The organism is Bacillus paralicheniformis (assembly GCF_001042485.2).
Classification (GTDB): domain Bacteria; phylum Bacillota; class Bacilli; order Bacillales; family Bacillaceae; genus Bacillus; species Bacillus paralicheniformis.
The window spans coordinates 275273-294687 of sequence record NZ_LBMN02000004.1; the positions used below are offsets into that span (position 1 = coordinate 275273).

General features: G+C 47.0%; 21 protein-coding genes. 15 read left to right on the forward strand and 6 right to left on the reverse strand.

Going from position 1 to position 19415, the window contains the following annotated elements; all coding sequences use genetic code 11:
- Window positions 1–124: 124 nt before the first annotated feature.
- The 7 genes from sigY (at window position 125) to ACH97_RS03675 (ending at window position 4405) form a co-directional block, all read left to right on the forward strand.
- Window positions 125–658, forward strand: coding sequence for an RNA polymerase sigma factor SigY (gene sigY / locus ACH97_RS03645; protein ID WP_023856948.1), 534 nt, complete (start codon window positions 125–127; stop codon window positions 656–658).
- Window positions 655–978 carry a YxlC family protein gene (locus ACH97_RS03650; RefSeq protein WP_020453422.1) on the forward strand — a complete coding sequence of 108 codons (324 nt, stop codon included), beginning with the start codon at window positions 655–657 and terminating at the stop codon, window positions 976–978. The genes sigY and ACH97_RS03650 overlap by 4 nt, the downstream gene beginning before the upstream one ends.
- Window positions 979–1197 carry a hypothetical protein gene (locus ACH97_RS03655; protein ID WP_020453421.1) on the forward strand — a complete coding sequence of 73 codons (219 nt, stop codon included), beginning with the start codon at window positions 979–981 and terminating at the stop codon, window positions 1195–1197. It abuts the gene before it with no gap.
- Window positions 1194–1406, forward strand: a complete 213-nt coding sequence (locus tag ACH97_RS03660) for a PLD nuclease N-terminal domain-containing protein (protein WP_020453420.1) — start codon at window positions 1194–1196, stop codon at window positions 1404–1406. The genes ACH97_RS03655 and ACH97_RS03660 overlap by 4 nt, the downstream gene beginning before the upstream one ends.
- Window positions 1406–2293 carry an ABC transporter ATP-binding protein gene (locus ACH97_RS03665; RefSeq protein WP_020453419.1) on the forward strand — a complete coding sequence of 296 codons (888 nt, stop codon included), beginning with the start codon at window positions 1406–1408 and terminating at the stop codon, window positions 2291–2293. Before ACH97_RS03660 ends, ACH97_RS03665 begins: the two co-directional genes overlap by 1 nt.
- Window positions 2290–3066 (forward strand): ABC transporter permease, encoded by a 777-nt coding sequence (locus tag ACH97_RS03670; RefSeq protein WP_020453418.1) that lies wholly within the window; start codon window positions 2290–2292, stop codon window positions 3064–3066. The genes ACH97_RS03665 and ACH97_RS03670 overlap by 4 nt, the downstream gene beginning before the upstream one ends.
- A gap of 109 nt (window positions 3067–3175) precedes the next feature.
- On the forward strand, window positions 3176–4405 hold the full coding sequence (locus ACH97_RS03675; protein WP_020453417.1) for a multidrug effflux MFS transporter: 1230 nt from the start codon (window positions 3176–3178) through the stop codon (window positions 4403–4405).
- Between the two features lie 40 nt (window positions 4406–4445).
- Here ACH97_RS03675 and bslB (ACH97_RS03680) read toward each other — a convergent pair whose 3' ends face one another.
- Entirely contained in the window at window positions 4446–4919 is a 474-nt protein-coding gene (bslB, locus tag ACH97_RS03680; RefSeq protein ID WP_023856950.1) for a biofilm surface layer hydrophobin BslB, read from the reverse strand.
- Window positions 4920–5145: 226 nt separating this feature from the next.
- Complete coding sequence (gene bslB, locus ACH97_RS03685) at window positions 5146–5730, reverse strand: biofilm surface layer hydrophobin BslB (protein WP_020453415.1); 585 nt, start codon at window positions 5728–5730, stop codon at window positions 5146–5148.
- Between the two features lie 318 nt (window positions 5731–6048).
- On the opposite strand from bslB (ACH97_RS03685), the gene ACH97_RS03690 reads away from it, so the two are divergent.
- The 4 genes from ACH97_RS03690 (at window position 6049) to ACH97_RS03705 (ending at window position 10200) form a co-directional block, all read left to right on the forward strand.
- A complete protein-coding gene (locus tag ACH97_RS03690) occupies window positions 6049–6711 on the forward strand; it encodes a rhamnogalacturonan acetylesterase (RefSeq protein ID WP_041817376.1) in 663 nt (220 codons plus the stop codon).
- Between the two features lie 114 nt (window positions 6712–6825).
- A complete protein-coding gene (locus tag ACH97_RS03695) occupies window positions 6826–8541 on the forward strand; it encodes an ABC transporter ATP-binding protein (RefSeq protein ID WP_020453413.1) in 1716 nt (571 codons plus the stop codon).
- 144 nt (window positions 8542–8685) lie between these two features.
- On the forward strand, window positions 8686–8994 hold the full coding sequence (locus tag ACH97_RS03700) for a PadR family transcriptional regulator (RefSeq protein WP_020453412.1): 309 nt from the start codon (window positions 8686–8688) through the stop codon (window positions 8992–8994).
- A 12-nt stretch (window positions 8995–9006) separates the two neighbouring features.
- Entirely contained in the window at window positions 9007–10200 is a 1194-nt protein-coding gene (locus ACH97_RS03705; RefSeq protein WP_020453411.1) for a chromate transporter, read from the forward strand.
- Window positions 10201–10242: 42 nt separating this feature from the next.
- Here ACH97_RS03705 and prpB read toward each other — a convergent pair whose 3' ends face one another.
- The 4 genes from prpB to ACH97_RS03725 form a co-directional block, all read right to left on the reverse strand.
- Window positions 10243–11160 carry a methylisocitrate lyase gene (gene prpB, locus ACH97_RS03710; protein WP_020453410.1) on the reverse strand — a complete coding sequence of 306 codons (918 nt, stop codon included), beginning with the start codon at window positions 11158–11160 and terminating at the stop codon, window positions 10243–10245.
- 12 nt (window positions 11161–11172) lie between these two features.
- Window positions 11173–12612 carry a bifunctional 2-methylcitrate dehydratase/aconitate hydratase gene (locus ACH97_RS03715; RefSeq protein ID WP_020453409.1) on the reverse strand — a complete coding sequence of 480 codons (1440 nt, stop codon included), beginning with the start codon at window positions 12610–12612 and terminating at the stop codon, window positions 11173–11175.
- 36 nt (window positions 12613–12648) lie between these two features.
- Complete coding sequence (mmgD, locus tag ACH97_RS03720) at window positions 12649–13764, reverse strand: citrate synthase (protein WP_020453408.1); 1116 nt, start codon at window positions 13762–13764, stop codon at window positions 12649–12651.
- A gap of 75 nt (window positions 13765–13839) precedes the next feature.
- Entirely contained in the window at window positions 13840–14511 is a 672-nt protein-coding gene (locus tag ACH97_RS03725) for a GntR family transcriptional regulator (protein ID WP_003186304.1), read from the reverse strand.
- Window positions 14512–14737: 226 nt separating this feature from the next.
- Between ACH97_RS03725 and ACH97_RS03730 the strand changes: the two genes are divergently transcribed.
- The 4 genes from ACH97_RS03730 (at window position 14738) to celB (ending at window position 19400) form a co-directional block, all read left to right on the forward strand.
- A complete protein-coding gene (locus tag ACH97_RS03730) occupies window positions 14738–15328 on the forward strand; it encodes a DNA-3-methyladenine glycosylase (RefSeq protein WP_020453407.1) in 591 nt (196 codons plus the stop codon).
- Window positions 15329–15654: 326 nt separating this feature from the next.
- On the forward strand, window positions 15655–17601 hold the full coding sequence (locus tag ACH97_RS03735; protein WP_020453405.1) for a BglG family transcription antiterminator: 1947 nt from the start codon (window positions 15655–15657) through the stop codon (window positions 17599–17601).
- Window positions 17602–17727: 126 nt separating this feature from the next.
- Window positions 17728–18033, forward strand: coding sequence for a PTS lichenan transporter subunit IIB (gene licB, locus ACH97_RS03740; protein WP_003186297.1), 306 nt, complete (start codon window positions 17728–17730; stop codon window positions 18031–18033).
- Window positions 18034–18047: 14 nt separating this feature from the next.
- Window positions 18048–19400, forward strand: a complete 1353-nt coding sequence (gene celB / locus ACH97_RS03745) for a PTS cellobiose transporter subunit IIC (RefSeq protein ID WP_020453403.1) — start codon at window positions 18048–18050, stop codon at window positions 19398–19400.
- Window positions 19401–19415 lie beyond the last annotated feature (15 nt).

Sequence of the window (19415 nt, forward strand, 5' to 3'; positions counted from 1 at the left end):
AGTACATCATAAACCCCGCTCGGAAAACAAGATGATTTTTTATCTTATTGAAATACAATTGAACGGTTTGCTTGCAGCCGTCGTCCTAGATACAGAGACAAAAAGAAAGGGGGTAGGCGTTTTAGTGGATCAAGCAGATGAAAAAGAACTGATCATACGGGCAAAAGACGGGGAAGATGAGGCTTTTACGATACTGTTTCAGCTTCACTATCCTTTTGTATATCAATATGTTCTGAAATTAACGCTGAACCCAGATCTCACAGAGGACTTGGTCCAGGAAACGATGCTGAAAGCGTATGTCAGCCTTCATCAGTTTCAAGGCAACGCGAAATTTTCAACATGGCTGATTTCAATTGCTTCCCGGCTGTTTATCGACCATCAGCGCCGGAAAAAACGCGAAAACCGCAAAACGCAAGCAGCAGGAGAGGAAGCCTTGCGAAAAATGAAATGGAAGTCTGCCCTTCACGGCCACGAATGGAGCGAATACTTGGAGCTTTTTGCTGCTCTTGAGCCAGAGTTCAGAATGCCAATCTTGTTAAGGCACTATTACGGGTTTACTTATCCTGAAGTGGCAAACATGCTGAAAATAAAAGAAGGTACCGTCAAATCGCGCGTGCATCATGGATTAAAGAAGATTCGAAAGGAGTGGGGACAGTGAACGACCGAGACGAAAAAGAAACGATTACACAGTTGAAACGCGAACTCGAAAGAATGGATGATACTTTTGTGCCGCCGGTTCCTCAAGTATTTGAACTGAATCAGCGTTTAGCGCGGTTTAAGCAAGAACGCAAGCGGGCGCTCAAAAAGGAATTGCTTTGTTTTATCGTCATGGCGCTGGTGATTTTATCGGCTTACTTGACGATTTCCGTTCAAGTGCCGGCTGTTTTTATCATGGTGCAGGGTGCGGCGCTTATATTTCTGCCGGCGCTCGCCTTATTAGAAAAAAGGCGGCGTGCGGCTGACGGGGAGGCTGATTAAATGAATCTTGATATGACTCAGGAAAAATTGATGCTGCTGCTTTACATTTCACCGCTTTTATTTGCGCAGAGTATCTTTCTATTTCTTAATGCGAAGAAAAAAGGAGCCAATGCGTGGTTTTGGGGCATATGGGGCTTGATCCAAACACCGATGCCTTTATTATTCTATTATTTATTTGTTGTAAGGCCGTTTCATAAGAAAAGGAGGCCGTCATCATGACTGAAACAGATATACCTTGGGCGCTGCTCGCTCCTTTCATTGTTCTGTATTTCATTTTAGCAGTGTCCGCATTGGTCAATTGCATCAAACAGGAGAAAACGAATGGCCCAAAGTGGATGTGGATTTTGATCATTTTCGGGATCAGTTTTGTCGGTCCCGTCTCTTACTTTATCATCGGTAAAAAAACATATGAGAGGAGGCGGGTGTGATGCTGTCCGTCAATGGTTTAACAAAAATGTATCAGCAGCACCAAGCTGTCCGAAATGTCAGCTTCGACCTTGAATATCAGCAATGCGTTGCCCTTCTCGGGCCGAACGGAGCGGGAAAAACGACGACATTGCAAATGCTTTCCGGTTTATTGGCGCCTACATCAGGAGGCATCCGCTTTTTGGGGAGGGAATCGATAAACAGGCTGGAAATCGGATATTTGCCTCAGCATCCTGCGTTTTTTTCATGGATGACAGCTTTGGAATATATGGTGTTTGCTGCAAGACTTTCTAAAATGAAACGTCGTGAAGCCCTGGAAAAGAGTCGAACCGCTTTGCGCTATGTCGGTCTGGAAAAGGAAGAAGACCGGAAAATCAGCGGTTTTTCAGGAGGAATGAAGCAAAGGCTCGGGCTTGCGCAGGCTTTGGTTCATGAGCCGAGCCTGTTGATTTTGGATGAACCTGTTTCTGCGCTCGATCCGGCGGGGCGGCGCGAAGTCCTTGATATGATGAAAGAATTAAAAAAGAAGATGACAATTCTATTTTCGACTCATGTGCTGCATGATGCCGAAGAGGTGTGCGATCAAGTGATCATGCTGAAAGAAGGGGCTGTCAAATGGTCAGGTCCGCTTCACAGATTGAAGAATCGGCATTTAAAGCCATCTTATATCCTGACAGCTGAAGAGAGCCTTGAAGGATGGCTGGAACACCTGCCTTATGTCAGCAAAGTCGTGTATCATAAGCCTTCACAAGCTGAATTTTATTTAACAGATCGGTCTGACAGCCGCCGGCTGTTAGCTGAATGCTTGAGCAGGCAAGTATCGATTGTTCGTTTTGAACAAAAAACGATGTCCTTGGAAGATATGTATTTGAAGGTGATGGGGCTATGAATTCATTTTTTATGTTATTTCAAAAAGAATGGACGGAAAGCTGGAGGGACGGAAAGCTGCTTTGGCTGCCAGTCATTTTGATCCTTCTGGGCTTGATTCAGCCGCTCACCCTGTATTATATGCCTCAGATTATCGATATGGCCGGGAATTTGCCTGAGGGAGCTGTGATCGACATACCAAAGCCGGGAAGTGAAGAGGTGATGGCGAGCACCTTGTCCCAGTTCGGCACGATTGGTACTGCAATTTTCGTTTTCAGTGTGATGGGCAGCATTGTCCACGAACGAAACCAAGGATCCCTTTCATTGGTGATGGCGAGACCTGTCAGCCCGCTGCAGTATATCGGCAGCAAGTGGCTTCAGCAGGTGCTGCTCGTATTGGTTTCGTTTGCTGTGAGCTACGGGTTAGCTTTTTATTATACAAACCTTCTATTCGGAAAGGTTGAATTTGACCGGTTCTTATTTAGCTTATTCGTGTACAGTATATGGATTGTATTTGTCATGTCGGTCACGATGTTTTTCGGTGCCCTGTTTCGTCATATCGGGGGGATTGCCGGCATGAGCATCAGTTCCATCGCCTTCGTTTCACTGGCGGGTTCCTTATTTCCCCGTTTTACCGAATGGATGCCTGATAAGGCGAAAAGCCAGGCTGACTATTTTATCATGCATGGTTCATGGGATAATGCTTTCGGCTGGATGGTGTTTTCGTCTTTGGGAATTGTGCTTCTTTTGTTCATGTGCACCGTTTTTGTTTTTAAAAGATATGAATCTTACTAATCAGCCGGGCTTGCCCGGTTTTTCTAATTGTTATCTTCATAGCTTAAGGTGTACAATACATTGAAAGGTTTCGAGGGCGTATTTCAAAATATAAAAAAGGAGTGATCCAATGGGTACGCTTAACAGCCAGGCAGATCTTGCGGCTCAGTCAAAAGCTAAGCCGAACAGGGTATGGATCGCTGTCATATTGGGTATTTTATCGGGAATCGGTCCGGTTGTGATCGATTTATATTTGCCCGGCCTTCCACAGATGGCATCTGATTTACATACGAATGCTTCCGTCGTTCAGCTCAGTTTAACATCGTGTTTACTGGGGCTGGCAATCGGCCAAATTGTCATCGGTCCTTTCAGCGATGTCCTTGGAAGAAGGCTCCCGCTGATCGTTTCGCTGTCCGTTTTTGCCGCGGCCTCATTTTTATGTGCTATGACATCCTCTGTATGGGTCTTGATTGCGATGCGCTTTATTCAAGGTGCAGCGGGTGCAGGCGGCATTGTCATATCACGCGCGATTGCCCGTGATCTATATTCTGGTACAGAATTGACAAAGTTCTTTTCGCTCTTGATGCTGGTTAACGGGATTGCGCCTATCATATCCCCGGTAGCGGGCGGCCAGCTGATGAAATGGACGACTTGGAACGGCGTATTTTTCATTATCGGCCTTTTTGGCTTGCTGATGATTTTGTCCGTGATATTCGGAGTTAAAGAATCACTGTCTCCGGAAAACCGCACGGCAGGCGGGTTCAAAGAGACGTTTGTATCATTTGGAAGGCTCTTCGGCCAGCGCACATTTATGGGATACGCTTTGGCGCAAGGGCTGATCGTAGCGGGGATGTTCGGCTATATATCGGCCTCTCCGTTTGTTTTGCAGGACATTTACAAATTGTCGGCGCAAGCCTTTAGTTTTTGTTTCGCATTAAACGGCTTGGGCATCATTATCGCAGCCCAGATTACGGGCAGGCTTGCCGGTCGGTTCGGCGAAGCTTCCCTTTTGCGGAGCGGTTTGCTGCTGTCTTTTACCGCAAGCGTTGTTTTATTTGTTTCTGTCTTTTTCAAAGCACCGCTGATTCTGATTTTAATTCCGCTGTTTGTCGTGGTTTCCTGCATCGGAATCGTGACGACGACCAGCGGATCCTTAGCGATGCAGAGCCAGGGTAAATCGGCCGGAAGCGCATCTGCGCTTTTAGGACTGCTTCCGTTTATTTTAGGAGCTGCCGCGGCGCCGCTCGTCGGTATTGGCGGAAGCCATACAGCTTTACCGATGGCAGTCGTCATTCTGTTTTGCAATATCAGCGCGCTCGCTTGTTTTAACATGCTGGTTCGGCGGGCAGCGCTTAAATGAAAAAAGCCTGCCGGTTCTTTTGCCGGCAGGCTGAAATGTTTTAGCGTGGCAGGATATCAACTGTAGCTTCAGCGTGGTTGTAGTTTCGTCCAAACTTTTGCAGCTCCGCAGTGACTCTGTGGGTTCCTGCGTTTGGCAGCGTTTTCCGAACCATGACCAGTTTGAACGCAGAAGAGCTGAAAGCATAAACCGGCACTCTGACGGTTTGCCCGTCATTTAAAATTTGTGTATAGTTCAGTGTTCTGCCGTTCAGCGAATCTCTTGTGTTCGCATGGAAGCGGTATGGAAAGTTAAATTCAACATAGCTTGCACCGACAAAAGAGTTCGGTTTGTAAGTGACTTCAATGTCTGAGGTCGTCCACTCTTTGTTGCTGTCAACCGTTTCGACATGAAGCGTCGGAGCATTTCTGAAAAAAGTGGCGCTCGCTTCCTCCGTCGGAAGAATGAAAGAAAACAATGCTGCCGAAGTTAATAGCCCGACTCCCATTTTACCGATAAATTTACGTTTTAACATGTACTTCCCCCTCCTAATGAATGTTGTTAAAAAAGATGAAAAAGGAAAAAATAAGTTCATCATCTACTATATTCCTTTTCCTGCCCCATCAATCTATCACCGTTTACCATTCAAGTAAATATTTTTTGAGGAAAATTCTAAAAACTTTTAAAAAATGCATGATATGTAAAGGGAAATACAGCAGAACAGCTGCCGGCAAATTGATGCCGGCAGGCCGAACATTGATTTAACGAGGAACAATCTCCAAAGTTGTTTCAGCATGGTTGATGTTTTTTCCATTTTGTTGAAGTTCAGCAGTAATTCTGTGAGTCCCTGCATTTGGGAGCGTTTTCCGAACCATCACTAATTTGAACTCAGAAGAGCTTAAAGCATAGACGGGAACTCGGACCGTTTGTCCATCATTTAAAATTTGTGTATAGTCAAGTGTTTTTCCATTTAGTGTATCTCTTGTGCTTGCATGAAAACGGTATGGAAAATGAAATTCAACATAGCTTGAACCCACAAAAGTGTTTGGTTTATAAGTAATTTCGATGTCAGAAGTTGACCACTCTTTATTGCTGTTAATGGTTTTTGCCTCAAGCACAGGCTTCTGAGTCGGGTTATCCGGTTGCGGATAATCCGGCTGCGGTTTTTGAGGCGGCTGCGGCTTAGGCCACGGCTTGAATGGCGGCGGACAAAAGATCGGTCCTCTAAAATGATTTGTTTTCACCTCTTGGGCATTTGCCCCTTGGGTAGGAATGATAAATGAAAACAATGCTGCAGAAGCTAATAGAGCAACACTGATTTTGCGAATGAATTTTCGTTTAAGCATCGATAAGTTCCTCCTAAATGCAATGTTAAAGTTAAAAAATAGAGGACGTCCTATTATTTTCAAGAAAAGGTAGAAACGAGATCGCGATCAACTATATTCCTTTTCTTGTTTACTTAATCTATCACCATTTACCATCCAAGTAAATATTTTTAGATAAATTTCTAAAAAAAATTAGTATAAATTGATAGTTTTTTATCAATTTATAGCCTTTTTTATAAAAAGGAGTCGTATAAAGAACAAAATGGGCAAATATGTATGTTGGGTTGCGGTTCTTTGAGGGGCGTTTTAATATAAAACAAAAAGGAATGAGGGGGATGGATAATGAGAGACGTTCAGTGGTTTTTGGCCGGGGATTCAACGGTTTGCGATTATGATAGCGACAGGGCGCCGCGTGCAGGCTGGGGACAGAAAATTGGCGCGTTTTTAAGCGACGGTGTTTTGATCCGCAATGAAGCGGCATCAGGGAGAAGTTCAAAAAGCTTTATTGAAGAAGGCAGGCTGGAGCGAATCATGACACAGATCCAAAGCGGCGATTATTTGTTTGTCCAGTTTGGTCATAACGACCAAAAGCCGGATGATCGCTATACAGAGCCATATACGACTTACAAGCAGCACTTGCGCCGGTATATAGATGACGCCCGGTTAAAAAAAGCCAATCCGGTCCTCATTACACCGGTCCAGAGAAGATCATTTGAAAGCGACGGCCGGTTCAAAAATACCCACGGCGACTATCCTGATGCGATGATACAGCTTGCTGAAGAGCTTCGGGTGCCGCTCATCGATCTCGCCTCCAAAAGCCGTCAATTGCTTGAATCGCTGGGCCCGGAAGCTTCCAAAAAGCTGTTTTTATGGCTTGAACCGGGGGAACAACCCAACTATCCGGACGGAGCCAGGGATGACACCCATTTTTGCGATTTCGGTGCAAATGAGATGGCTAAGCTTGTTGCACAGGGAGCAAAAGAAACGGGAATTCCTTTATAAAACAGTCTACTTGAGAATAATTTTCAATTATTTTTCAAAATTTTTGCACTTCCGATGCCAAACTGTGATACGATCAATCTCGTAAAGATTCTCAAAAGGAGTGCACATCATCTTATGATACGCCGCTTTTTTTCATACTATAAACCTCATAAACGTCTGTTCTTCATCGATTTCAGCAGTGCGATCATCGTCGCAGTGCTTGAGCTGGCTTTTCCCCTAGTCGTTCAGTGGTTCATCGATACGCTGATTCCCGGGGGAGACTGGCTTGAAATTGTCTGGGTAAGCATCGGCCTCTTACTGATTTATTTGCTCAGCACGGGCCTGCAATACATTGTCAATTATCTCGGGCATAAGCTCGGCATCAATATTGAAACGGATATGCGCCAAGAGCTTTTCCAACATGTACAGCGCCAATCTTTCCGATACTTTGACAATACAAAAACTGGACATATCATCAGCCGCATCACAAATGATCTGTTTGATATCGGAGAGCTGGCCCATCACGGACCGGAGGATTTGTTCATCGCCGTGATGACCTTTTTCGGTGCATTTTGGATCATGCTGACGATTAATGTGAAGCTTGCCTTGGTTGCTGTTCTGTTTGTGCCGTTATTGATTATTTTAATCACTTATTCAAATATCAGGATGAACCGCGCTTGGCGCCAGATGTACAGCGAAATCGCCGATGTTAACGCCAGGGTTGAGGACAGCGTCTCAGGCGTTCGCGTCGTTCAATCTTTTACGAATGAACGCTTTGAGATTTCCCGGTTTTTAAAGAACAATCAAAAGTTCCGCAAGGCGAAGCTGAAAGGCTACAAAACGATGGCTCTCACGACTGCGGGGACCTTTTTGATGACGCGGCTGATGATTCTGGCAGTGCTTGTGTACGGAGCTTGGCTCAGTTTTTCCGGGAATATGTCCTACGGGGAATTCGTCGGGTTTGTTCTTTATGTCAACGTGTTGTTTAAGCCGATTGATAAAATCAGCGCCATTTTGGAGCTTTATCCGAAAGGAATGGCAGGATTTAAGCGGTTTACGGAGTTGATCGGTACAAAGCCGCAGATTGTCGACCGCAAAGATGCGATTGATGTTCAGCTGTTGGAAGGAAACATCGTCTTCAAGAATGTGACGTTCGGCTATGAAAAACATAAACCTGTCCTGCAAGGCGTCGATCTGTCAATTACAGCCGGAGAAACGGTCGCTTTTGTCGGTCCTTCGGGAGCGGGCAAAACGACGATCAGCTCGCTGATTCCGCGTTTTTACGATATAGACGGCGGAGCCATCACAATTGACGGCATCGATATTCGCGACATGACAAAACGTTCTCTCCGTTCGCAAATCGGCATCGTCCAGCAGGATGTGTTTCTTTTTACGGGGACGCTCCGCGAAAACATCGCCTACGGAAAACTGGATGCGACAGATGAAGAGATTCAGCGGGCCGCCAAAATGGCGCATTTAGAACAGCTGATCGAGTCGCTCCCGGACGGTTATGAGACCCAAGTCGGCGAAAGAGGGCTGAAGCTGTCAGGGGGCCAAAAGCAAAGGATCGCAATCGCCAGGATGTTTCTTAAAAATCCGCCGATTCTCATATTGGACGAAGCCACATCAGCACTTGACACAGAGACGGAGCAGGTGATTCAAAACGCTTTGACAGAGCTCGCAAAAGACAGGACGACGCTTGTCATTGCTCACAGACTTGCTACGATCCGCAATGCCGACCGGATTGTGGTCGTGACAGAAAACGGAATCGCAGAAGAAGGAACACATGATGAACTGGTTGAGCGCGGCGGTATTTTTGCGAATCTTCATCGTGTACAGTATCAGTCGTAAATGTTTGAAACAGGCAAGCCCATGTTTGGGCTTGTTTTTTTAAGGGCAAAAGACCTTGAAAAGAGAGAGAACCGATGCTACACTTTCGTTATAAACTGTCGATATCGGATTTCGATATTGAGTTTCGTTAAAGGGGGTGCGGTATTGGAAGATAAAGTATTGCGAAAGCTATTTCTGGGATTTATTCAAATTCATATTTTGCACCACGCCAGCGAACATCCGATTTTCGGCTTGTGGATGCTTGAGGAATTGAAAGAGCACGGATATAACATCAGTGCGGGAACGCTGTATCCGATCCTTCATTCAATGGAATCTGACGGACTTCTTCGAAAAGAAGAACAGAATGTGGACGGGAAAATCAGAAAATACTACTCAACTACGGAAAAAGGAGCAAGCGTACTGAAGGAAGCAAGGTTGAAAGCATATGAACTGTTTAAAGAAATTAAAGAATAGAGGAGTGAAATCATGACAAAGCATAAAGCGGACCGAAGCTTGAGGTCGCTGCTTGAAATTCTATTCGTTTCAACCAGGCTTGGATTGACATCGTTCGGAGGGCCGATCGCCCATTTGGGATATTTTCATGCTGAATATGTCCGCAAAAGAAAATGGATGGACGAAAAAAACTATGCCGATCTGGTCGCTTTATGCCAGTTCCTGCCCGGCCCTGCCAGCAGCCAGGTGGGGATCGGAATCGGCGTCATGCGAGCCGGCATCATTGGAGGCATCTTAGCGTTCATCGGGTTTACTCTCCCATCTGTCATAGCACTCGTATTATTTGCTATGATTCTGCAAGGCTTCGATATCGGGACAGCCGGCTGGATTCATGGGTTGAAAATCGTAGCCGTAGCCGTAGTCGCCCATGCTGTTTTGGGGATGGCGCAAAAGCTGACACCTGATAAAAGGCGCAAGGCGATCGCGCTGTTTGCTCTAGTCGCCACCCTTCTCTGGCAGACGGCTTTTACACAGGTCGGAGTCATCCTGCTCGCCGCTTTCGCCGGTTATCTCATCTATAAAGAGCAAGTTGAGACAGATGATTCTGTCATGCGATTTCCAGTGTCGCGCCGTTTTGCGGCGGTTTGTCTCAGCTTGTTTTTCGGGCTTCTCATACTGCTGCCGATGCTCAGAGAACTGACATCTTCCAGCTGGATTGCCATGTTTGACAGTTTTTACAGGTCGGGTTCTTTAGTCTTCGGCGGAGGGCATGTGGTCCTGCCGTTATTAGAACGGGAATTTGTACCGACGGGCTGGTTAAGCGAAGAGGCTTTTCTAGCCGGGTATGGAGCCGCTCAAGCTGTCCCGGGGCCTTTGTTCACATTCGCTGCATATCTTGGTGCGGTGATCAGCGGCTGGCAAGGCGGAATGCTCGCCACAGCGGCGATTTTTCTGCCGGCGTTCCTGCTGATTTTGGGGACGCTGCCCTTCTGGGATACGCTGCGCCGCAATCCTAAAGTGAAAGGCGCTTTAATGGGAGTGAATGCAGCCGTTGTGGGAATATTGATTTCCGCATTTTATCATCCGATCTGGACCAGCTCGATATTGGCGCCGGTTGATTTTGCATTCGCCGCGGTTTTATTCAGCCTGCTTGTCTACTGGAAGCTTCCGCCATGGATCATCGTTGCAGCCGGTGCTGCCGGCGGTGCATTGATGCAACTGCTGTAAATGGAGAAGGCTGCCGACAATTCGGCAGCCTTTTTTCTCGTATTAACGATGTTCTTTTCCGATTTCGGGAAGCACCGTTTTGGCGATATTTTCGTCCAATTTTTCATAGTCGTAGTATTGAATCGCATCATATAATTCTTCGCGCGTCTGCATGTCATCGAGCACACCCTTTTGCGTGCCTTTTTCGAAAATTTCTGCGAAGACCCGTTCATAAGCTTTTGCGGCAGCGCGCAGGGAGGTTACCGGGTAAATAACCATGCTGCAGCCGAGCATTTGGAATTCGTCAGCCGTGTAATAAGGCGTTTTTCCGAATTCGGTCATATTGGCGAGGAGCGGCACTTTAATGGATGAGGCCATTTCCTTGAACTCAGCTGCGTTCGTTAATGCTTCCGGAAAGATGGCATCGGCTCCCGCGTCGGCATATAAATTGGCGCGTCTGACGGCGGCCTCCATTCCTTCCGCTGCTTTTGCATCCGTGCGTGCCACAATGACGAGTGAAGGGGCGGTTTCTTTTATCGCTCTAATTTTTGCGATCATGTCTTCTGCCGGGACAAGCGTCTTTCCATTTAAATGTCCGCATTTTTTAGGCAGCTGCTGATCTTCGATTTGAACGGCTGCGACCCGGCTTTCAGCCATTTCGGCCGCCGTGCGCGCCGCATTTAGGACACCGCCGTAGCCGGTGTCGATATCGACCAAAAGCGGAAGATTTGCGGCTCTCACAAGTTCGCTGGCTTTTTCAGCGATTTCCTGGGAATGAATCATTCCGAGGTCAGGGAGTCCGCGGCTTGCCGTGTAGGCTGCCCCGGAGAGGTAGAGCGCTTTGAAGCCGATGTTTTTTGCGGTAATGGCTGCCATCCCGTCATGAACGCCTGGTATTTTCAAAATATCAGGCGCTTTCATCAGCTTTCTGAATGTATTGGCCAGTTCTTCCTGAGTTGATTGTTTCGAGACAATCCACATATTCAAAACCTCCTAAATCACAAACAATTCCATAAAGTCCGGCACAGGTGTACCGCTTAATTGGCGAGGGTCATTCAGCAGGGCGTTGATTCGCTCCGCTTGCCCCGCCGGAAAGCGCGTTTTTAAGTTATTGGTGAACTTTTCTTTTAACAGCGGGATGCCTTCGTTGCGGCGGCGCCGATGACCAATCGGGTATTCGATCGCGATTTTTTGCGATTGTGTGCCGTCTTTGTAAAACACTTGAACAGCGTTGGCGATCGAGCGTTTTTCCGGGTCGAGATAATCGGTAGAATACTGTTTGTTTTCGACTGTGGTCATTTTTTCGCGCAGTCTGTCGATTTCCGGATTTTGCGCGGTTTCGTCTTCGTAATGGTCAGCGGTAATATCGCCGTAGATCAGCCCGATCGCTGTTATATACTGAAGGCAGTGATCACGGTCAGCCGGATTGTGTAATTCTCCCGTTTTGTCGATAATCCGGATGGCCGATTCGTGCGTCGTGATCACGATTTGATCAATGTTATCAAGTCTGTTCTTCACTTCAGGGTGAAGCTTGATCGCGGCTTCAGCAGCCGTTTGTGCGTGGAATTCCGCCGGATACGAAATTTTAAAAAGGACATTTTCGATGACATAAGAGTCGAGCGGTCTGGCGAGCGTCAATTCTTTTCCGCCGAATAAGACATCCTGAAAACCCCACATTGGAGCGGACAAAGCGGTTTTATATCCCATTTCGCCCTTCAAGGTCATCATTGCGAGCCTCACGCCGCGGCTTGTCGCATCACCGGCAGCCCAGGACTTTCGCGAACCGGTATTCGGAGCGTGACGGTACGTCCGCAGGCTTGAATTATCGACCCAGGCTTGGGAGACGGCATTGACAACATCCTGTTTTGTCCCCCCCAATAGTGAGCATGCCACAGCAGTGGAGGCGACTTTTACAAACAGCACATGGTCAAGCCCGTTTCTGTTTAAGCTGTTCTCGAGAGCAAGGACGCCTTGGATTTCATGAGCCTTCACAATTGCCGTTAATACATCGTGAATGGTGAGCGGTTCCTTGCCCGCCGCGAGCCGCTGCCTGCTGACATAGTCAGCGCAGGCTAAAATCGCTCCAAGGTTATCTGACGGGTGGCCCCATTCGGCTGCCAGCCATGTGTCATTATAATCGAGCCAGCGAATCATGCAGCCGATATTGAAGGCTCCGTGAACAGGATCGAGCTCAAATTGCGTTCCCGGGACGCGGGTGCCGTTCGGGACGACGGTACCCGGGGCAATCGGGCCGAGATGTTTGGCGCATTCCGGGTATTTGAGCGCCAAAATGCCGCAGCCCAGTGTATCCATTAAGACGTAACGGGCGGTTTCAATCGCTTCTTCGCTTGAAATCTTGGCATTTACCGTATAGTCTGCGATCTCTTCCAGCAATTGATCGCAATTTTGGAGCGTTTGACTTTCTGTTTTCATAACATTTATCTCCCTTCTTTCTGAATCAAAGGCGAACTATGGATGAAGATGACGCGGTCCGGTATAGTGAACTCTCGGGCGGAATAGCCTGTTGTCTTCGTGCTGTTCAATGACATGCGCGCTTAGACCGACCGAACGTGCCGCGAAAAATATCGGAGTATAGAGATCGATCGGTATGCCGAGCAGGTAATAGACCGGAGCCGCATAGTAGTCGAGGTTCGGATACAGGCCTTTTTCTTCGCGCATCAGCTTTTCACCGGCATCACACATCTCATATAAATCCTGTCGGCCGGTTTTATGAGATAGCGAATAGAGCGCCTTTTTCAGCAGGGCTGCGCGCGGGTCCATTTTTTTCATATAGACGCGGTGGCCGAAGCCCATGATTTTTTCTTTTCTGCTTAACTTATGCTCAATCAGCTTGCAGAAGCCCGATTTTGTTTCTCCTTCGAGCAGCATGTACATCACTGCTTCATTCGCGCCGCCGTGCAAATGTCCTTTAAGCGATGCAGCGGCGCCTGTGAAAGCACCGTATATGTCTGTGTTTGTCGATGCGATGACTCTTGCGGCAAATGTGGAGTTCGGCATTTCGTGCTCGCTGTACAGCATTAATGTCTGATCAAAGACGGCTGTTTCTTCCGGAGTCGGTTCTTTTTCCGTCAGCATGTATAAAAAGTTCTGGCTGAATGAAAGCTGTTTATCAGGCGTGATGACATTTTTCTGGTGAAGGATGCGGTAGCTGTTGGCGGTAATATTCGGAACCTGTGCGATCAAGCGCAGCGCTTTGCTTCTGTTTGCTGATGGAGACCTGTCATTCAATTCAGGATCATATCCAGCTAAAGCGGAAATCCCGGTTCGGAGCGCATCCATCGGATGGGTGTTATTCGGAAGCGCCTTCAGAATGGTATAGATTCCGCCGGGCAGTTCATACGAATTTTTTATAGCGCTTTCAATTCCTTGCAATTCCATTGGATCAGGCAGTTTATTTTGAAGGAGGAGATAGACGAGGTCAAGATATGTTTTTTGTTCTGCAAGTTCGATTAAATCATAGCCTTTAATGACGATTTGTTCCGCTTCCGTATCTAAGAAGGAAATGTTCGTTTCCCCAGCAATAACGCCTTCTAATCCCGGTTTAAATACACCTTGTTTGCCCATTTTTCCACCTCTTATTCGTTTTTTAACTTTTGTGTCAAAAACGTGCTGTGAGAATGGCATTGGCTGTTCGGCGGATTAGTATGAACGTTCCAGCGTTTCTTCAATGGAACGCAAGCTTCGTTTAATGTGGGAACGCATGGCGGCTTCTGCCAAAACGCTGTTTTTTTCTTTGACGGCATTAAAAATGTCCAAGTGTTCATTGAAAGATACAGACGGTTTGTAGTCAGGATTTTTGTATCCGCTGATTCTGCGATACCGTTCGATCCTGCTTTCAAGCTGATCCAGAAAACGTTTTGCGGTTGCGTTTGTGCTGATGGCGTGCAAGATGGAATGAAATTCTGATCCGTATTTGACCGTATCTGTTTTGCGGCCCTTTACGGCAGCCAGTTTCATCAGTTCGATGCGGTCTTCAAGCTGATGAAGGCTCTCCGGTGTCACCAGCTGTGCGGCTTCGGCAGTGAGCAGTCCTTCAAGCGCTTCCCGAACTTTAAAAACCTCTTTCGCTTCAGCGAGCGAAATCGGGCATACGCGAAGCCGGCCGTTCGGCTGTTTACTGACCAATCCTTCAAGCTCCAGCCGGTAAAGAGCCTGGCGAAGAGGAGTTCTGCTGATGTTTAAACCCTTTGCAAGACTGTCTTCAGCAAGCTGTTCAGAGGGAGGGTATTCAAGTTCGATGATCTTCGTTCTTAATTCATTGTAAGCGTAATCACTTGCAGACTGTCTTTTGACTGGATTTGAAGAGTGCATGAAAAAAGCTTTCGCCTCCTTTTTTCAGAATATAATTATTATTGTATACAATAATACAGATATGTCAATGTCATCCATGAAAGACTGAAAAATAAAATCAATGGGAGATCCTCATCTTAATCAAGGCACCTTCATTTTCTGGCATCCCGTCTGTCGAAAATGGTAAAATATATCACAATCGACAAAGAGGCATTTCGCCTTTGAGCAAAAAGGAGGCCATCCAAAAATGAATCCAGCTCACGAACCTCTCCCGCTCGAATTTTATAGCAAACCAACAATTGAACTCGCTCAATCCCTGTTAGGCTGTCTTCTTGTCAAGGAAACAGAAGAAGGGACTGCTTCAGGATATATTGTGGAGACAGAGGCTTATAGAGGGCCCGGGGACAGAGCGGCGCACAGCTACGGCAACCGCCGGACGAAACGTACGGAAATCATGTTTCATGAAGCCGGCTTGGTCTATACGTACACCATGCACACCCACACACTCATCAATGTTGTAAGCGGAGGAGCCGATGAACCTGAGGCCGTGCTGATCAGAGCGCTTGAACCCCATGAAGGCCTCGCGCTGATGGAGAAGCGAAGGAGCGGAAAGAAACCGCGCGATTGGACGAACGGACCGGGAAAGCTGACAAAAGCGCTTTCCATCACGATGAACGATTACGGCAGACCGCTGACATCGCCGCCGCTTTATATCGCAAAGGGATATGAACCTCAGAACATTTTGTGCGGCCCGCGAATTGGAATTGACAACTCTGGAGAAGCGAGGGAATACCCTTGGCGTTTCTGGATAAAAGAAAACCGCTATGTCTCAAGATAGTTAAAAGGTTTGGCTCCCGTTCAACAGGGAAAACAATAAAAAAACAGGAGGGAGTCAAGCTATGAAAAAAGTGTTTAAAAGCGCCGTCAAATGGGCGCCTGTCATCTATCCGATCGCATGGAAAATCATCAAAAGCCGAAGAGAGAAAAAGAATCTGAAAGCCGGGTAAACCGGCTTTTTTTCTTGGAGAAAGGCCAAATTGACTTGAAAGCGCAGCCATAATAGAATTTACTTAACTATGAGACAAATTTCACAAAAAGAATGAATATACCTGAGTGTATGGGTTTGGTCTCGGTTCAAGTATCTTAGTGGGAGGGTCTTTTTCTATGCTCAATGCTCGGCTTAAGCTTATCCTCGGCGAATTGATAGGAGCAGAATCACCGTTAACCAGCACATATTTGGCCAATGAGCTAAATGTGACCTCTCGGACGATCAGGTCAGATGTGAAAGAATTAGACCGGCTTCTCTCCAAAAACGGCGCTGCCGTCCAATCGATCAGAGGTGCAGGCTATCGGCTCTCCATCAAGAATGACCGCCTCTTTCGCCAGCTTCTGCAGCACACATTTCATGAAGAGCTTTCTACTCCCGTTTTTCCGAATGAGCGTATTCTCTATTTATTAAAAAGGCTTCTCTTAACTGAGGAGTATGTCAAACTTGAAGATTTAGCCGGTGAGATGTTTATCAGCAAATCGACGGTCCAAAACGATATGAGAGATGTGAAGAAAAGGCTTAAACCTTACGACATCGAACTGGAGATCAAACCGAATTACGGCTTTAAGCTGAAGGGAGATGAGATGAAGCTGCGATCCTGCATCGCAGAGCACCTTTTTCCAAAGCGGGAAACGGATATTGATATTATGAACACCCGGATATCCATCCTCCCAAAAGAAGAGCTGGCTATGATCCGTCAGACGATTTTAGAAAAAATAAGCGAAGATCACATTTCTCTTTCAGATATCGGACTAAACAACCTTCTCATTCACGTCGCCATTGCATGCAAACGTATTCGAAGCGGCAAACATGTTTCTCTTTATTCCAAAGATGTAAAGGAGATTATGAATCATAAAGAATATGAAGTGGCGAAGGAGATTGTCCGCACTCTTGAACAAAAGCTGCAAGTGGCATTTCCGGATAAAGAAACGGCCTACATCGCTATCCATCTGCTTGGCGCGAAAAGGACGGTTATGGCCTCCATTCGCAGCGATGCAATCGAAAATATGATGGATGAAGAGACAGACCGGCTGACGAAATTGATCATGAAAGCCATCGATCAAAAATTTACCCTTGGCATTGGGAATGACAAAGAATTAAAAATCGGTCTCGGTCTTCACCTGAAACCGGCTCTGAATCGCTGCAGATACGGCATGAATATCAGAAATCCGATGCTGGACGCAATTAAAGCCAATTATCCCCTCGCATTTGAAGCCGGGATTCAAGCTGGTGAAGTCATCAAAAAAGAGACGGGATTTGACATTCAGGAAAGCGAGGTCGGCTATCTCGCTCTGCATATCGGCGCAGCCATGGAAAGACGAAACATGAACAGGCCCTCAAAACGCTGCATGATTGTCTGCGCGTCAGGAGCCGGAAGCGCCATGCTGCTTCAAGACAGACTGCGGGCTACATTCGGTTCAAAGCTTGAAATCCTTGGAACAGTTGATTACTACAAGCTGAATCAAATGTCTCTCCATGCACTCGATTTTGTCATCAGCACCATACCGCTGTCCGCTGATCTTCCTATTCCGGTGATTCAAGTTAACGCCATATTGGGAGGGGGAGATTTAACGAAAATAGAACAGGTGCTTGCTGAAGATGACGGAATCGCTTCGACCTATACGAAAAAACAGCTCGTCTTTTTGCAGGAAAGTCTGTCTTCCCGAGAGGAGGTCCTCCGCTTTCTGTGCGGAAAAGTGATGCAATCAGGGCTTGCAGACGCTGGGCTTGAAGCCTCCGTCTTTGAACGGGAGGCCGTTGCGCCCACTTGCTTCGGTAATCTGGTTGCAATTCCGCATCCGATGGCACCAAAAACCGATTCGACTTTTTGGGCGGTTTGTACGCTGCAAAAACCGATAGTCTGGGAGAATAAGAGGGTTCAATTCGTTTGCCTTCTTTGCGTGGAAAAGGACAATACAGCAAATTTGCAAGAGATGTACAAATTTTTGGGCCGTGTTTTAGATGACAGGGTCATTGTCCGGGAGCTTCTGAAATGCAAAACGTACGGGGAGTTTATGTCCGTCTTCAAAAAAAGCAGGCCGGCTCATCGATATGCAAAATGAAGATGTCCCCTTGTCTTTTTTCCTCTTCACTGAGGAAAATCATTAAGTGTATATGAAAACGGTTTCATTGTATGATGGAACTGTAAAAGAGATCATACACGATACGTAAAAGGGGGACATATGAACATGAATATCTTACTAGCTTGCGCTGCAGGAATGTCAACGAGTCTGCTTGTGACGAAAATGGAAAAAAGTGCAGAGGAACAAGGCAAAGACTATAAAATCTGGGCCGTTTCCGGAGGAGAGGTTCAGAATCATATCGATAAAGCCGACGTATTGCTTCTTGGCCCGCAAGTCCGTTACATGCTCCCGCAATTAAAAAAATTAGGAGAATCGAAAGGTGTACCCGTCGATGTCATCAATACGGTCCATTACGGAACTTGTAATGGGGCAGAAGTGTTAAAATCCGCCGAACAGCTTGCCGGCTCTTAAAGGAGGCGGCACAAGTGAATAAGTTTAATGCGTTTTTAGAGGAGAAGGTCATGCCGGTTGCCGGCAGAATTGCCGCCCAGCGCCATTTGCAGGCACTCAGAGACGGTATTATTCTGACCATGCCATTAATCATTATCGGATCGCTGTTTCTCATCTTAGCCAATTTGCCGATTCCGGGATATCCGGAATTCATGGCGGGGATTTTCGGCGAGCAATGGGCTGATAAATTAAGCTACCCGGTTAATGTCAGCTTTGACATTATGGCGCTGATCGCAACGTTCGGCATCGCCTACCGGCTGGCCGAAAAATACGACATTGATGCTCTGTCATCAGGTGCCATTGCCGTAGCAGCTTTTCTGCTTGCGACCCCCTACCAGATTCCGTTCACACCGGAAGGCGCAACAGAGGAAATTTTAGTGTCGGGCGGCATCCCGATTTCATTAATGGGAAGCAAAGGTCTGTTTGTCGGCATGCTGATCGCGATGTTCTCGACTGAGGTTTACCGCTGGGTCGTTCAAAAGGATATTGTCGTCAAAATGCCGGACGGCGTACCGCCGGCTGTCAGCAAATCATTTATCGCTCTGATTCCGGGATTCGCCGTTATCGGCTCGATTTGGGGGGCGCGCCTTTTAATTGAGATGACGCCGTTTGGAAGCCTCCATAATGTCGTCAACGTACTTTTAGGCACACCTCTATCCATCCTTGGAGGCAGTCTCGGCGGAAGCCTTATAGCCGAAACTGTGAAAATGCTGCTGTGGTCCTGCGGCCTTCACGGAGCAAACATTGTCGGCGGAGTGATGTCGCCGATCTGGTACGGTGCGATGGACGAAAACCGCCTCGCTTTCCAAGCCGGTGAAGCGCTCCCAAACATATTTACGACACAGTTTTTTGAGATTTGGGTTAACATCGGCGGAAGCGGCGCCACTTTGGCTTTGGTCATTACGATGTTTGTTAGAGCGCGAAGCAAACAGATGAAACAGCTCGGCAGATTAGCCATCGGTCCCGCTATTTTTAACATCAACGAACCGATTATTTTCGGCATGCCGATCGTCATGAATCCGATGCTGCTGATTCCGTTCATCGTGTCGCCGCTGTTAATGTTAACGGCAACCTATATTGGAATGAGTACAGGTCTTGTCGCAAAGCCGGCTGGGATTGCGGTGCCGTGGACAATGCCGCCCGGCTTTTCCGGATATTTAGCAACAGGAGGGAAAATTTCCGGAGCGGTCATGCAGTTGATTAATTTGTTGATCTCGTTTGTCGTATACTATCCGTTCTTTAGAATGTGGGATCTACAAAAGCTGAGAGAAGAGAGCGAACTGGAGGCCGGAACGGCCGTAAGCGATGGTCAACAGGCCAGTGTATAGAAAAGGGGTGCCAAG